Below are 15966 nucleotides of genomic sequence, written 5' to 3'. Positions count from 1 at the left end.
AAGTTAGGCCGTTTCAACAGGACAACCTAGCGCTGCCAAGCTCTCCACTGCAAGATTCAGAGATTGAACATCTGCCTGGCGATGTAGCTTTACTTCGCCTAGATAGTATTCCAGGCTAATAATCGCATCGGCAAAAATATCCAGCTGCTGCTCCACTTCAGGGGCCGCATCATGCCTATCCACTGAGCTTTCAACAAAGTTCAGCAAACCTTCAACCACGGCTGCGGCACGGCGGAGGTTGAGCACAATCAGCCCCCCTCGAACGGAATTTAAAGTGGTGGAGACATTGCGGATATGCCCGTGATCAAAACCAGAGTCTGCATAGGCCGCCAACGCTCGCTTGATGAGGGCAAGGCCCGCTTCCGCCTCTTTAAGTACTGCCACCTCGGCCTCGGCCAACTGGCTGCACTCAAATGCAATATCCGCATGACCGTACTCATCAAGATCAATACTGGTGCTTTGCTTTAGCGCCCGCACAGTACTATCTACCATTAGCACTTGGCCTGTGAGCTTTTGCAACGCTGCATCCGCAACGGAGCCACCAGCACCTGCTGCGCTCTGATATTCAGCTATGGCATTACGCAGGCTCTCTCCAATCCGCCTGAAATTAAGCATTTGTAAGGTGCCGGCAACCTTTTGCAGGGTAGTGGTCAGGCCATCATCTTCATCAATACCCGATACACCGATCATCTCGATGTCATCGAGCATTCTCCGCACACTAGACAATTCCTCATCAAGGGCACCCGCAACTGCAGCAATAGCCGTTGCGCCAGGGCCACCAAGGCTTGCGCGCTCTCTTTCCAGTTCATCCTCAGTGTATTCGAGTTCCTCCGCAGAAAAAGCTTCAAGCAGTTTCTCTCCACTTTTATCAGGGCGTGAAAGAGCCAGCCAATAGATACATTCTTTTAAAAGAATTGGCGGAGCCGGTTGATCCAGGGCCGTATCACACTCTTTCTGTAAAGCACGCAGCCAGCGGTCAAACATACTGAAAACCATCACCCGCGAACGGCTGATCCGCATTTCAGCCGCAGCCATGCCGCCAAGTGCCGCTCCAGCTACCAGCCATAGGCGCCCATTGGGGCGGCCTGTGGTAATACTGGCAATACGCTCTAATGCTCGCGCCATCATTGTGAAAGCGGGGCCCCGAGGCTTTCCACGCAACAGTGCCAATAAACCAACTTGGTACATATGACGAAATCTGCGCACAAAACTGCGAAGGTCTTCGGACATTACCGCCGAAGCCCCCAGGCCAGGTATCGAAGCACTTAGATTACAGCTAAAAAAGTGACTCTCTGGCACAGGAGGCTCGGAACGCGCCGCACGTAAATTGTTAATAAAAGGTATTAACAGCTCTGGGCGCGCAATCGCTCGGTTTTGCACAAAGTCAAGATAACGACCCAGCACATAAAAACCCATACCCAAGGCTTCCATCAGCTCTTCTGTAGGCTGTTGGCGCCCCTCCATCACCTCGGTCAAAGCGGCGATCTTTTCCTGCGCTAGCAATTCACCCGCATGGAGTTGCACCATTTGCAGCACTCCACTCACTTGCCTAAGAACAGCGACACACTGCTCCAAAGACTGTTTCTGGGTGGTATCTGCTGCAAATTTATCCAGGTGAGCGGCGGCATTGTCTATTGCAACAACCAGCTCGTCCTTGACTACATTGACAGAAGTGATGTTGATCTTGCGCAATTCACTTTTTGCCTGCACCACTACATTCTTCCTGTAACCGAACAAAAAACAACCAACTCCTGTGGAGTAGGCCTAATAAACGGCAATTTATACCAATAGCGAAAAGAGTCCACCTTTCCGCAGACAAATTCCACCGAATATTCGACAAAACCCCCGGCAATAAGGCAGACAGTCCTAAATTACTTGAATTTTCCGGAAAACCCAGTAGCGTTTGCTATTTTGATATTTGCGTCTGTACGCATTTTGTTCTTGCGCACAAAAAACAACCAGTACAAAAATTAACAGCTTTGCCGCAAGGGGAAGAGAAAGGGGAGTAGGCATATCACTGCTATTCGCCAATCAATTCCAACACTCCAATTTGGCCCTTAACTGGGTAAACCATGGAAGTAAATGATGAACACCTACAACAATGCAATTACCGCGTCTGGAAGCGGTTTTGGCCGGGCTTTTGCAGATAATTTTCTCGGTGAGGCTCCGGACTGGTACAAATTAACCATCGCCGCCTTCCTACTTTTAAACCCTCTCCTACTCTATGTCAGCGGCCCCTTCATCACCGGCTGGGTGCTAATCGGGGAATTTATTTTTACCCTGGCCATGGCTTTAAAATGCTACCCATTGCAACCAGGCGGACTGCTTGCAATCGAAGCCGTGTTGATGGGCATGACCAGTACTGATGCGGTTTACCACGAGGTAGTAGAGAATATAGAAGTTATCTTGTTGCTAATGTTTATGGTGGCAGGCATCTACTTTATGAAGAGCCTGTTACTATTTGTCTTCACCAAGATCCTTATTCATGTAAATTCTAAAAGCTTATTGTCACTATTATTCTGTGCAGTGGCAGCTGTGCTTTCTGCCTTTTTGGATGCACTTACCGTAACAGCTGTTTTAATTGCCGTTGCTGTTGGCTTTTATTCGGTATACCACCGGGTTGCATCACAACAACCCCATCACCACCACAGTCACGATCACTCCAACGATGAGCATGTGGTCGAGTATCACCGTGAGGATTTAGATCAGTTCCGGGCCTACTTGCGCAGCCTGATCATGCACGGCGCTGTCGGTACCGCACTCGGCGGAGTGTGTACCTTAGTGGGCGAGCCGCAAAATCTCCTCATTGCCGAGAAAGCCGGATGGGAATTTGTGCAGTTTTTCCTACAAATGGCTCCAGTGACCATCCCCACCCTGTTTGCCGGACTAATAACTTGCGTAGTCTTGGAAAAAACCAAGGTATTCGGTTACGGCGTACAGCTTCCCCTAGCGGTTAGGGAAGTTTTAGTAAACTTCTCCAAGGAAGAAGAAAGCAAACGTACCAGCGCCCAGGTTGCTGAGCTCTGGATACAGGGTATTGTTGCACTAGTTCTAGTATTCGCCCTGGCCTTCCACGTTGCAGAAGTTGGCATGATTGGCCTGATGATTATTGTATTGCTAACGGCCTTTAATGGAGTGGTTCAAGAAGCTCGTATCGGCCATGCCTTTGAAGAAGCGCTGCCTTTTACTGCACTTTTAGTTGTGTTCTTCGCGATTGTTGCAGTCATACATCAACAACATCTATTTGAACCCGTGACTCACTTCGTACTATCGCAAAAGCCTGAACAACAACCGGCTTTACTGTTTGTTGCCAACGGTATTCTATCCATGATCAGTGATAACGTGTTTGTCGCCACCGTATATATCAATGAAGTTAAATCGGCTCTCGTTGCTGGCGATATAACTCGGGAGCACTTCGACAAACTAGCTATTGCCATCAATACTGGCACCAACTTACCGAGTGTTGCCACACCTAATGGCCAGGCGGCATTCCTATTTCTTCTGACGTCGGCCCTTGCGCCACTCATCCGCCTATCCTACGGCCGCATGGTGATTATGGCCCTACCCTATACATTAGTACTCAGTGCTGTAGCTCTGTTTTGTGTGGTTTACACTCTCTAGAGAATAATTCGCCGGCAAATACACAGTATTAGCCGGCAGCCCCAAAGCTATGGCCCAATGATAAGAAGAGTAACCAGCAATAAAAAAGCCCGCTTAGCGGGCTTTTTTATTGCTTACCAGAAGTGCTTCCCAGCAGATTTCTGCAACAGCTCAAGCATAGACAGGTGCGCTTCCTGCTCATGTCCCGAAGCCTGGATTACCCTGAGAGAGGGCCGATTCTGCGGAAGCCTGCGAATTACCGATGATACACTCTCCCCCTTTGCCTGCTCACTCTCCTCAGAGCTTTGCCCATCGCCCCCCTGAGCCAACCCCAAATCGGTTTGGCCTCCAGTCATCATCAGGTAGACGTCGGCAAGTATCTCCGCATCTAGCAGAGCGCCATGCAGATCTCGCTGTGAATTGTCGACGAAATAACGTTTACACAACGCATCCAGGTTGTTCTTTTGACCAGGATGCTTTTCTCGCGCAAGGGCCAGAGTATCCAACACACTGCAATGAGCATTCACATGCTGCCAGCGTGGACTGCCCAACAACTTTAGCTCGGCATTAATAAAGCCAACATCAAACGGGGCGTTGTGAATAACGAGCTCAGCGCCCTCGCAGAAAGCCATAAATTCGTCGGCGATCTGCGCAAAAACGGGCTTATCCGCAAGAAACTCGTTGGTGATACCGTGAACTTCAATCGCCCCATCATCAACCTGCCGCTGGGGGTTGATATATTGATGATAATGACGCCCCGTAAGCTTACGGTTTTCAAGTTCCACACAGCCTATTTCAATAATTCGGTGGCCATTCTTGGGATCTAGGCCGGTAGTTTCGGTGTCCAGTACAACCTGGCGCATAACTCACTCCCCGTCAGAATTACAGCTCATCTATACCACGATTGGCTAACTGGTCAGCCCGCTCATTTCCAGGGTGGCCAGCATGGCCCTTCACCCAGTGCCACTCGACCTGATGCCTGGCAACGCCTTCATCCAACTGACGCCAGAGATCGGCATTTTTTACTGGCTTTTTACTCGCCGTCTTCCAACCATTCTTTTTCCAGTTATTGATCCAACCAGTGATCCCCTGCCTTAGATATTGGGAATCGGTATGTAATTCAACCTCACAGGGCTGCTTCAGGGCTTCCAATGCCTTGATCGCAGCCATCAGCTCCATACGGTTATTGGTGGTATGGGACTCCCCTCCACATAACTCTTTTTCATGCTCTCCGTAAACCAGTAGAGCTCCCCAGCCACCTGGACCCGGGTTGCCACGACAGGCGCCATCTGTGTAGATAGTAATTTGCTTCAAAATCAGTGCCAGAAATAGGAGTAAATCAGCTTCTGGAGACTCCCCCAGAGCTATCGCTTCTGATGTTTTCCCCGTGCAGCGACACGGGGACTTGTAGGTGTTGCTACCAGGGCAGGCTTACGTTCAGCACGCCAATCTATCTTGATTGTCCGCACCCGCGCCACTTCTTTGCGCGCGACTATGATGTAAAAGCCACCCCAAGGCAAGCGCAGGCGGTTAGCGAGCCTCTCCATCCAGGCCGACTTAGCGAGTAGCTCACGTTGCTGTAAAGGCAGGCGGAAGAAGCCTCGATGCATCTGTTCAGCCTGGAGATCCAGCAGGTTCATCCAGTCAGCAATCCTGGCTGCCCTCAATTGATTGCCTTTTTGATAGGCTCCACGTGAAAATAACAGGCGTGATAGACCCAACAAAGAAAAGGGGTTGAATCCCATTAGCAGCATGTGACCGCCAGGTATCAGTACTCGCGCCGCTTCACGCAAAATTTGATGGGGATGCGTGGAAAAGTCCAGCAAATGATGTAAAAGGACCACATCAATTGACTCAGAGGGGAGTGGCAGGTGTTCCATCTCTACAATAGCCGCCCCTTGCTGCTCCGGGCAAACCGCCAAGCGAAAGCAATGATTAATACGGCTAGAAGCGGCAAAATCTACGGCATCAGTAACCCCCGCCTGCAATAGATGGTAACCAAAGAATCCTTCAACCAAAGGCTGGGTCAGCGCCAATTGCTGAGAAAGAATCTCCTGCCCTAGACTGCTTGAAAACCAGTGAGAAAGGGCCGGACTGGCTTTGCGCAATAGCGATGACTCTATCGACTCACGAGATCTGGACTTATCAGTCATTCACTCTCCTTAAGAACCAGGCAGAAATCAAATTGATTATCCTGCACTCCCGTAGCCATCCTTTATGGTGGTTAGCTCTAAATGCTATGCAGTTTAACATCATGTCGATCATTCATTTACGAGACACTATAGAAAGCTTGCTGCTAGGTAAGCACCCTCCTCTACACCTTTCGGTTAATATCCATGATATCGTTCCGGCATTGAGTTGGCAGGCAGAACAAATATGCTCTCCGTAACCCCTATTTCCGCATTGAATGACAACTATATCTGGCATCTTGAGAAGGATGGTGAGCACTGGGTCGTCGATCCCGGTGAAGCCGAGCCGGTAATCAAGACCTTAGGGGAAGCCCCCCTAAGCGGCATATTAATTACTCATCATCATTATGATCATACAGGCGGCATCAAAACACTGCATAGGCATTACGGGTGCCCAGTGTTCGGCCCCAAATCCATCAAGGGAGTAACCAATCCAATTGCCGACGGGGATACATTTTTACTGTTAGGACTACCAACTGAAGTCCGAGGTATTCCCGGCCACACCCTGGACCACTTAGCGATAATTCTGAAAGAGGAATCTGCTAGCGGCAGTCAGCAGCCTCATCTATTTTGTGGCGATACACTTTTTGCCGCCGGCTGTGGCCGCATATTTGAGGGAACCCCAGAGCAGATGCTCAATTCCCTACAAATGCTAACCAAACTACCAAAACATACCCTTGTTTACTGTGCCCATGAATACACGCTCGGCAACCTCCGGTTTGCCCATACTGTAGAGCCTGGAAATACTGCTGTTAGTGAACGACTAGCCCACACCCAAACCTTGCGGCAATCCGGCGAGCCAACCCTGCCTAGCAGCATTTCCGAGGAACTGGCAACAAACCCTTTCTTACGCTGCCAATTTCCAGAGGTTGCTCAAAGTGGTGCCCATCATCTGGGGCGGGAAACGCCCGAAGAGCTCAGTGAAGTTGAAATATTTTCCAGCCTTCGCGACTGGAAAGACCATTTCTAATAGAGGTGGCCATAACCCCATAAGTCACGACCAGCAGCTTAGTGCCCTCAAATACTGTCTGTTTTTTATCCATCTACATTGACCGAAACTATTCCCACTAATTAGAATCAGAAGGCTATGATCCAATGCTCAGTGTTAGCAAAAAATAAGCGCCTTCGCGCGAGCTGAGTGGGAATTAAAAGAATTACTCGCGGATATCAAACATGGTTCACAAGAATTTTGCCGCAGCATTGCTGGCCGCTACGGTTGGAGCTTGCTCGCAAATACCTGAGACTGGCTCATCTCCCGATAGCGAAAGTCAACAGACGCAAGAAACCAGCCCTGCAAGAAACCTTGAGATATCTTCCCCTATTTCCACGGAAGCAGCCCCGCCCCCTACAGATATCTGGGAGCGCCTGCGCCGGGGATTTCGCCTCAATCACCGCACCGAAGATCCGAAGGTGCAGGATTACATCGCTTATTTCTCTCGTAATGAAGGCTATATGTCTCGGGTTACAGAGAGGTCTCGCCGCTATATCTTTCATGTTGCAGAGGAGTTAGAGCAGGCAAATATGCCTCTTGAGCTCGCCTTATTACCTATAGTGGAGAGCGCCTACGATCCCTTTGCTTACTCTCATGCACAAGCCTCCGGAATGTGGCAATTTATCCCCGCCACCGGTCGCTCTTTCGGCCTCCAGCAAAATTGGTGGTATGACGGACGCCGAGATGTACATGAATCGACCCGCGCAGCCGTAAAATACTTCAAATACTTATTCGAGCGTTTTGATGGCGACTGGGAGCTTACTCTAGCAGCTTACAATGCTGGGGAAGGAACTGTGCGTCGCGCAATAGAGCGCAACCGCCGCAGAGGACGAGGAACTTCGTTCTGGGAAATCAAGTTACCACGCGAAACAAAACGCTATGTACCACAGCTTCTAGCACTTGCTGAGGTAGTATCCCGCCCAGAGCATTACAAGGTACCTCTACACGAAGTCGCTAACGAACCCTACTATGCCCGCGTCAACGTTGGCAGCCAGATAGATCTTTCCCAAGCCGCAGAGCTTGCTCAAATCGAGTTGGATGAGCTTTATCTACTCAACCCCGGGTTTAACCGATGGGCCACTGACCCCAATGGCAATCACCACCTGCTTATCCCAGTAGAAAGCCTAGAGCACTTTGAGTCGGCCTTGGAAGAACTGCCCGTAGAGCAACGCGTAACCTGGGAGCGCTATACTATCGCCCGCGGAGATACGCTTTCTACCATCGCACGACGCTATCAGACAACCATCTCAGCCATTCGTGAAGCCAACAAGCTGCGAAACAACAATATTCGCGCGGGTAAAACCCTACTTATCCCTAGCGCCTCTGGTCCAGAAGGCCAGTATGCGTACACCGTAGACCAGAGAGTGAAACAGCGCCAAGCTACTGGCCAAGGGCAGAGGTCGAGCTACACAGTACAACCCGGTGACAGCCTTTGGGCCATCTCGCGCAAACTGAAAGTGAGCGTCAAGGAGCTCGCTCACTGGAATAGCATGGCTCCAGGGGACACCCTTCGCCCAGGCCGGACACTGGTTGCCTACAATGGGGATTCAGGTAGCAGCAACCGTACCACTCGCAAACTCTCATACAAGGTAAGAAGCGGAGACTCCCTCTACCGAATTGCCAATAAGTTCAGTATCAAAATCGACGATATTTTACGCTGGAACAAAATTCCCAAGTCAAAATATCTACAACCCGGCCAGCGTTTAACTCTCTTCGTCGATAGTGCACATAACAGCTAATCTTTTTTCCAAGCGGTATTAACCCCAATAAAAAACCCGGCAAAAGCCGGGTTTTTTATTGGCCAAATTGACCGACGTATACATGCTTACCTGCTATTCGCCTGTAGAACTAAGCTCCACTTTGGCCTGATCAGACAGGTAACGGCGAATTGCAGCCAATTCTGCACCACCATTCACTGATGCTAACTGCTGCATCAACGCTCGGCGCTGCTCCTTACTCTGCTGGGAGAGGTCTCCTGGACGCACATCACGCAATGCCAAAACAATCTGGTTGCCGTTGCTCACAGCAAAAACAGCCAACTCCTCAGAACCTGCCGTAGGCACAGGCATAGAGAAAGCCTTGCTATTAATCTCAGCGCGCTCACCGAAACCACCTCGACGAGTCTTATCACTAGCCTCCAGGGTCAAGCCCTGCTCCTGGGCCAGCTCAGCAAAATCACCGCCAGCTGCCAAACTTTCTTTCAAGCTTTCCGCCTTTTGGGCAAGCTGAGTACTCGCCTTGTCACGCTTCAGAACGTCAACAATCTGCTCGCGCACCTCTTCCAGCGGGTAAATACCTGCAGGCTTGGAGTCAGTCACTCGCAAAACGACAGAATGCTCATTATTGAGATTCAGCACATCAGAGGTATTGCCGTCCTCCATCACCTCTGGAGAAAAAGCAGCCTCTACTACCTGGCCATTAGCCAGTACCCCACTACCATTTGAGCGAGAGAAAAGACCGCTGGTTTGTAAGGATACCCCTAATTCCTCAGCCGGACCTGCCAAGCTTTCAGCATTGTAGGCCAGATCTGCCAAGCGACTCAGAGCATCCAGAAACTCTCTTTCCGCTGCCGCAGTACGCAACTGATTTTCAATAGCGCTCTTACGCTCTTCAAAAACCGGCGGCTCACTCTCTTCCACTTCTAAGAGCTTAATAAAATGAGTGCCACTATCAGTGGTAACTGGAGCAGATACCTGCCCAACTTCCAGAGAAGCAAGGGCCTCTTCAAAAGCTTGCGGGAATACATCGCCAGTAGTGAAGCCGAGGTCTCCCCCTTCATCACGGGAACCAATATCCTCCGAGTAACTTTTGGCCAGTTCAGCAAAATCTTCACCGGCGTCGAGTTTCACCTGAATTTCATTCAATTTTTCCTGATCTGCATCTTCCAGAAGAATATGCGCTGCACGACGGCGAAGATCAGAACCAAAATTAGCAAGCTCCAGGTCATATTGAGCGCGAACATCCTCTTCAGAGATATCAATGTTGGAGGCAAAAACCTCCGGAGTCAGCTCAATATACTCAACCGCTACCTGCTCAGGCCGCTGGTATTGACTCTGGTTGGCTTGGTAATACTGCTCAACTTCAGCATCACTAACGTCTGTAGAGGCCAATAACTCCTGCACAGGCAACACAACGTAGGAAAAGTCGCGCTCTTCCATAGAGGCTGCAACTATCTGCTCAGCGTCTTCCTTGGTGGTAAAGGCACTGGCAGTAACGCTATCCGCATATTGTTGCAAAGACAGATCGCCCTCAACAATTTGCGGGAAACTAGCTGTGCTATACCCCATACGGCGTAAGGCATCACGATATAGCTGGGTGTTAAAGGTACCGTTGACCTGGAAGGCCGGAATATCGGTAATCGCCTTATTAACCGCAGCGGTACTCATCACCATACCACTCTCTTGAGCAGCCTGGCGCATGACTGAAGTGGAAATCAATTGGCGTAAAACCGGTTCACGCAGCTGCTCATCACTGATCAAGTCCGCCGGAACATCCTCTCCGTATTGGCTCATGATCATACTGCGGCGGTTTTGTATGGCCCGCTGCAAATCCATATTAGTGATTTTTTCACCATTGACCTCGGCGACCGCGTCGGTGGCACCACCACTGGCACCGGTAAAAAAATCGATTCCCCCAATGACCATAATGAACCCAAAGAATGCCGCAACAATAATGGCTGCCGTTCCCTTCAGGTTATCGCGCATGGACTGAAGCATGCTCAGCTCCGAATTTTCACTCTAATTGTTCAACTGTTAGCAGATACAAAAAAGGCGTATCGAAATTGACACGCCTCTTTGCACTTCGACTTTTACAAGGTTTCGAAGTTCACCGAAACTTAGTTTACGGCGTCTTTCAGGGCTTTACCGGCCTTGAAGTTAGGAATTTTTGCCGCTGCAATTTCAATCGGGTCGCCAGTGCGTGGGTTGCGGCCAGTGCGGGCTGCACGCTCTTTTACTGCAAAAGTACCAAAGCCCACCAAGGCAACCTGATCGCCTTTTTTAAGCGCATCAGTAATGCTGTCAACCATTGCGTCCAAAGCACGGCCAGCTGCAGCTTTAGGAATATCTGCAGACTCAGCAATAGCTTCAATCAGTTCGGACTTATTCACGCTTAATCCCTCTGTTCTTTTAAATATGTTTAGGGCATGCCCTCAGGCAAGGCATCCCTACTCGTAACTTTCTAACCACCGGCAATTTTAGCGCCGGCCAAATAAGGCCCGTTTTATACCAACTGCCCGGTAGCGGGTCAAGGAACCATGCGGGTTTCCGGCCGGTAAGACAAACCTCAGGCAACAAAAATCAATTTTGTGGTTAGATTTTGGTCTTGTAAATTGTTACGGGGTGACAGTTGTCACCCCGAATGCGATTAATGGGTTTGAACGGATCTCTGTGAGCGCTCTTCAGCCTGCTTTTGCAAAGCAGAATATTCCTCATCAGTAAGAGACTCGGGTTTGTGCTCAAGCGCCAACTCAAGAACCTGATCAATCCATTTAACCGGTTTTACCACCAGATCCTGAAGAATATTGTCGGGAATATCCTTCAAGTCTCGCTCGTTATCCGCAGGAATCAGCACAGTTTTTATACCGCCCCGATGCGCTGCCAATAACTTTTCCTTCAGACCTCCAATTCGTAAAACTTCTCCCCTCAGGGTGATTTCTCCGGTCATGGCCACATCTGAACGAACTGGAATATTGGTCAGTACGGAAACCAGTGCCGTGCACATGGCGATACCCGCAGAGGGCCCATCTTTTGGCGTTGCACCTTCCGGAACATGAATATGGATATCCCGGGTTTCATGGAAATCAGGACCAATACCGAGCGCCTGGGAGCGCGAGCGCACCACTGTCAATGCAGCCTGAATAGACTCCTGCATCACATCGCCGAGAGAACCGGTCTTGATCATGCGCCCTTTACCAGGAACAGCAGAGGCCTCAATATTGAGAAGCTCACCGCCCACCTCTGTCCAGGCTAGGCCGGTAACAATCCCGATCTTGTTCTCTTCCTCGGCGCGACCAAAGTCAAACTTGCGCACACCCAACAACTCTTCCAGTTCCTCAGACTGCACTATCGCTTTTTTGTCCGAAGGATTACGGACATGCTCCGTTACAATCTTGCGGCAAACTTTGGCAATTTCCCGGTCGAGCCCCCGCACACCCGCTTCACGAGTGTAGTAACGAACGATATCCCGGATTGACTGGTCAGAAAGCTCCAACTCATCCTCTTTCAACCCATTGGCTTTACGCTGCTTGGGTACCAGGTAGCGCTGGGCAATGTTGAGCTTCTCATCCTCGGTATAACCGGGGATACGAATAACCTCCATGCGATCCAGCAAGGGACCGGGGATGTTCATGGAGTTTGAGGTGCACACAAACATCACATCGGAAAGGTCGTAATCCACTTCCAGGTAGTGGTCGTTAAATGTCTTGTTTTGCTCTGGATCAAGTACTTCGAGCAGGGCCGACGCGGGGTCACCACGCTGATCCATACCCATTTTGTCGACCTCATCGAGCAGGAAAAGCGGATTCTTAACGCCGACTTTGGATATTTTCTGTACCAGCTTACCTGGTAGAGAACCTATGTAAGTGCGTCTATGTCCGCGGATTTCTGCTTCATCACGAACGCCACCAAGGGCCATACGCACATACTGGCGGTTAGTCGCACGAGCGATAGACTGCCCGAGTGAGGTCTTACCAACCCCGGGAGGCCCAACCAGACAAAGGATCGGCCCCTTCACTTTCTTGACACGTTTTTGCACAGCAAGATATTCGAGGATACGCTCTTTCACCTCTTCTAGGCCATAGTGCTCCTTCTCGAGAATCTCTTCGGCTTTCTTCAGGTCATGCCGTACGCGGCTAGCTTTTTTCCAAGGAAGGCTCAACATCCAATCAATGTAGCTACGCAATACCGATGCTTCTGCCGACATGGGCGACATCATTTTCAGCTTGGCCAGCTCGGCACGGGTTTTCTTTTCCGCCTCTGCAGACATTCCTGAATCTGCAATCTTGTTTTCCAGCTCCTCAATTTCATTGGGCTCTTCGGTAATTTCGCCCAATTCTTTTTGAATCGCCTTCATCTGCTCATTGAGGTAGTACTCACGCTGGCTCTTTTCCATCTGCTTCTTAACACGGCCGCGAATACGCTTCTCCACCTGTATCAGGTCGATCTCGGAATCCATCAAACCGAGCAAATGCTCCAGCCGCTCTTTGACATTGGAGGTTTCCAGCAGCTCTTGTTTCTGAGCCAGCTCGAGGGACATGTGCGCGGAGATGGTATCCGCCAAGCGCCCCGGCTCATCAATGCCAGACAGCGAGGTAATAACCTCATTGGGGACCTTCTTACTGATGGAGACATACTGCTCGAACTGAGACATAACCGAGCGCACCAAGGCTTCAGCCTCTCCCTCGGACAGCTCAGTAGTTTCTATAGGCTCGACAGTAGCCTCAAAGTGATTATCGTGCTCGGCAACATCGAGGATATTGACCCTCTCCCCCCCTTCCACAAGCACTTTCACAGTGCCATCTGGAAGCTTGAGAAGCTGCAGAACACTGGCAATAGTACCAACGCGATAGATGTCCTCGGCGCCAGGGTCATCTTCCGATGCTCTCCTCTGGGCCACGAGTAGCACTTGCTTATCCCTGCGCATGGCCTCTTCCAGAGCCTCAATGGATTTTTCCCTGCCGACGAACAGCGGAATCACCATGTGGGGGTAAACAACAACATCGCGCAATGGCAATAACGGATATTCAAGCTTGGTGTCGGATGACTGATCCATAGAACTCCTCTCGGCCCTATCACTGGGTATTTGGCGCGGCATCATGCTGCTGTTGAAATTGACAGCTTAATTTGGGCCACCGCCCGTCAGTTGCTAGAGATGGGGGGGGAGAGCCCGGAATACAAGTCTAATCTCGCGACCAATTTGTGCCGAATTCAACTGAATACTGGCTGGCCGCTGGTAGTTAAGCATGTCAAACAGGTAGAAAAGATAGATTTGAATAACAATTGGCTATAAAAAAAGCCCCACAAGTGGGGCTTTTTAATATGGGGAGTTACTCCTCTGGCGCCGCCTTTTGCGGCTGGCTTTCACTTTCGTAAACCAACAGCGGTGCCGACTCCCCCTTTATCACCGCCTCATCGATAACGACCTTAGCGACATCATCAGAAGATGGAATATCATACATAGTTTCCAGTAACACCGACTCCATGATAGAGCGAAGTCCCCGGGCACCAGTTTTGCGCTCCATAGCCTTAGTAGCCACAGCATCCAAGGCGTCTGGACGGAAGTCCAGCTCTACATCTTCCATTTCGAAGAGTTTTGCATACTGCTTGGTCAGAGCATTGCGCGGCTCAGTGAGAATTTGCACCAAAGCCTCGCGATCGAGCTCCTCCAGGGTCGCGGTAACCGGCAGGCGCCCAACAAACTCTGGTATAAGACCATAGCGAACCAGGTCTTCTGGTTCGAGGTCACGCAGAATTTCACCAAAGTTACTGGTTCCATCCTTAGACTTCACTTCAGCGCTAAACCCAATCCCCCCCTTCTCTGAGCGATCGCGAATCACCTTGTCAAGGCCCGCAAAGGCACCGCCACAGATGAACAGGATGTTAGAGGTATCCACTTGCAGGAATTCCTGCTGCGGGTGCTTACGACCGCCCTGAGGGGGAACAGAAGCCACAGTACCTTCAATCAGTTTTAGCAGTGCCTGCTGCACACCTTCACCAGAAACGTCCCGGGTGATGGATGGGTTATCGGATTTACGTGAAATTTTGTCAATTTCATCGATGTAGACAATTCCCTGCTGGGCCTTCTCAACATCGTAATCACACTTTTGCAGCAGCTTTTGGATGATATTTTCTACATCCTCACCGACATAGCCAGCCTCAGTAAGAGTGGTGGCATCGGCGATGGTAAACGGCACGTTCAGCAGCCGCGCAAGGGTTTCAGCCAGCAGGGTTTTACCGCTACCAGTTGGACCCACCAGAAGAATGTTGGACTTGCTCAGCTCAACATCATCTTTGCCTTTAACGCCAGTTTTACTACGTAGGCGCTTATAGTGGTTGTAAACCGCAACCGCCAGGACACGCTTGGCCCTCTCCTGGCCAATCACGTACTGATCCAAAATCTCGGTGATTTCACGCGGCGTGGGTAGGCGCCCCTCCGGGCCCTCCGCAGTCTCCTGGACCTCTTCGCGAATGATATCGGTGCAGAGCTCGACACACTCATCGCAGATAAAGACTGACGGCCCAGCAATCAGCTTCCGCACCTCCTGCTGGCTTTTGCCACAGAAGGAGCAGTACAGCAATTTGCCGCTATCTTCTCCGCTGCTTTTGTCGGTCATCAAAATACTCCGTGGTCACTGGCCTACCAGGGCCTTTAATTCAGCTATTACAGCAAGATGCTGTCTCTTGGCGTTTTTTTCAAGCCCCCTCTGCCTGAGAAATGACTTTGAAAGAACTCAGGTTCTCTCTTCACGCCTTTAGCAAAATATTTTTGTTGATAGTGTTACTTTTCAAGAGCCTGACGGCGGGAAAGTACATCATCCACTAGACCATACTCCTTCGCCTCATCGGCACTCAGGAAGTGGTCACGCTCAGTATCTCTCTCAATATCACTGACCGGACGGCCAGAATGGTGGGCCATCAACTCATTTAAGCGATGACGAATTTTGAGGATTTCCTGAGCATGAATATGAATATCGCTAGCCTGTCCTTGAGCGCCACCACTGGGCTGATGGATCATCACCCGGGAGTTAGGGGTGGCAAACCGCTTACCTGGCGCTCCCGCCGTCAACAGGAAGGCTCCCATGCTGCAAGCCTGACCAATACACATGGTGCTCACATCCGGCTTGATAAACTGCATGGTGTCATAAATGGACATACCTGCAGTTACAGATCCACCGGGGGAGTTGATATACAGATGAATGTCTTTATCAGGATTTTCTGCTTCGAGAAACAGTAACTGGGCAACTACCAGATTAGCCATGTGGTCTTCCACAGGGCCAACCAAGAAAATAACCCTTTCCTTCAATAGACGTGAGTAGATATCAAAGGAACGCTCACCCCTGGCAGTTTGTTCTACCACCATGGGCACCAAACCAGTTGCTAAGGGGTCAATTGAGGCTTGGGGATAATCGATTCGTGCCATAGGTACCATTGCTTCCTTTTGTGGCGTGTTCGGCAGGCCAGCATGCAA

Annotated in this window: 12 protein-coding genes; 3 read left to right on the top strand and 9 right to left on the bottom strand. The window is 50.3% G+C overall.

All coding sequences use genetic code 11. The features are described 5' to 3' along the window. Nucleotides 1-3: 3 nt before the first annotated feature. The gene (locus ACJJJA_RS09430) at nucleotides 4-1713 is read right to left on the bottom strand and encodes a FimL-related protein (RefSeq protein WP_444904401.1); all 1710 of its coding nucleotides are present in this window, start codon (nucleotides 1711-1713) and stop codon (nucleotides 4-6) included. Nucleotides 1714-2085: 372 nt separating this feature from the next. Here ACJJJA_RS09430 and nhaB point away from each other — a divergent pair, with 372 nt between their 5' ends. Then, nucleotides 2086-3621 (top strand): sodium/proton antiporter NhaB, encoded by a 1536-nt coding sequence (gene nhaB, locus ACJJJA_RS09425; RefSeq protein WP_444888921.1) that lies wholly within the window; start codon nucleotides 2086-2088, stop codon nucleotides 3619-3621. Between the two features lie 113 nt (nucleotides 3622-3734). Here the strand turns inward: nhaB and dnaQ are convergent, their stop codons facing one another. From dnaQ to ACJJJA_RS09410, 3 genes are read right to left on the bottom strand one after another with little or no spacing between them, the layout of a single operon-like run. Further along, on the bottom strand, nucleotides 3735-4463 hold the full coding sequence (gene dnaQ / locus ACJJJA_RS09420; protein ID WP_252085387.1) for a DNA polymerase III subunit epsilon: 729 nt from the start codon (nucleotides 4461-4463) through the stop codon (nucleotides 3735-3737). Nucleotides 4464-4482: 19 nt separating this feature from the next. Then, complete coding sequence (gene rnhA / locus ACJJJA_RS09415; RefSeq protein ID WP_252085386.1) at nucleotides 4483-4914, bottom strand: ribonuclease HI; 432 nt, start codon at nucleotides 4912-4914, stop codon at nucleotides 4483-4485. A 50-nt stretch (nucleotides 4915-4964) separates the two neighbouring features. Continuing rightward, nucleotides 4965-5753 carry a class I SAM-dependent methyltransferase gene (locus tag ACJJJA_RS09410; RefSeq protein WP_444885412.1) on the bottom strand — a complete coding sequence of 263 codons (789 nt, stop codon included), beginning with the start codon at nucleotides 5751-5753 and terminating at the stop codon, nucleotides 4965-4967. A gap of 223 nt (nucleotides 5754-5976) precedes the next feature. On the opposite strand from ACJJJA_RS09410, the gene gloB reads away from it, so the two are divergent. Together gloB and ACJJJA_RS09400 are read left to right on the top strand one after the other, a co-directional pair. Beyond that, the gene (gene gloB / locus ACJJJA_RS09405; protein ID WP_444898562.1) at nucleotides 5977-6759 is read left to right on the top strand and encodes a hydroxyacylglutathione hydrolase; all 783 of its coding nucleotides are present in this window, start codon (nucleotides 5977-5979) and stop codon (nucleotides 6757-6759) included. A 203-nt stretch (nucleotides 6760-6962) separates the two neighbouring features. After that, complete coding sequence (locus ACJJJA_RS09400; protein WP_444904400.1) at nucleotides 6963-8519, top strand: LysM peptidoglycan-binding domain-containing protein; 1557 nt, start codon at nucleotides 6963-6965, stop codon at nucleotides 8517-8519. Between the two features lie 93 nt (nucleotides 8520-8612). Here the strand turns inward: ACJJJA_RS09400 and ACJJJA_RS09395 are convergent, their stop codons facing one another. The 5 genes from ACJJJA_RS09395 to clpP form a co-directional block, all read right to left on the bottom strand. Next, the gene (locus tag ACJJJA_RS09395; protein WP_444904399.1) at nucleotides 8613-10496 is read right to left on the bottom strand and encodes a SurA N-terminal domain-containing protein; all 1884 of its coding nucleotides are present in this window, start codon (nucleotides 10494-10496) and stop codon (nucleotides 8613-8615) included. A 119-nt stretch (nucleotides 10497-10615) separates the two neighbouring features. Beyond that, on the bottom strand, nucleotides 10616-10888 hold the full coding sequence (gene hbs / locus ACJJJA_RS09390; RefSeq protein ID WP_067086576.1) for a non-specific DNA-binding protein Hbs: 273 nt from the start codon (nucleotides 10886-10888) through the stop codon (nucleotides 10616-10618). Between the two features lie 257 nt (nucleotides 10889-11145). Next, nucleotides 11146-13551 (bottom strand): endopeptidase La, encoded by a 2406-nt coding sequence (lon, locus tag ACJJJA_RS09385; protein WP_444904398.1) that lies wholly within the window; start codon nucleotides 13549-13551, stop codon nucleotides 11146-11148. A 274-nt stretch (nucleotides 13552-13825) separates the two neighbouring features. Then, nucleotides 13826-15112 (bottom strand): ATP-dependent Clp protease ATP-binding subunit ClpX, encoded by a 1287-nt coding sequence (clpX, locus tag ACJJJA_RS09380; RefSeq protein ID WP_252085380.1) that lies wholly within the window; start codon nucleotides 15110-15112, stop codon nucleotides 13826-13828. Between the two features lie 164 nt (nucleotides 15113-15276). Continuing rightward, nucleotides 15277-15918 carry an ATP-dependent Clp endopeptidase proteolytic subunit ClpP gene (clpP, locus tag ACJJJA_RS09375; RefSeq protein WP_252085379.1) on the bottom strand — a complete coding sequence of 214 codons (642 nt, stop codon included), beginning with the start codon at nucleotides 15916-15918 and terminating at the stop codon, nucleotides 15277-15279. Between the last annotated feature and the right edge of the window lie 48 nt (nucleotides 15919-15966).

Source organism: Microbulbifer mixtoriginis (SeqCode), from assembly GCF_052466865.1.
Note: the sequence above shows the minus strand (reverse complement) of the source record. Positions and strands in the feature narration are given on the sequence as shown.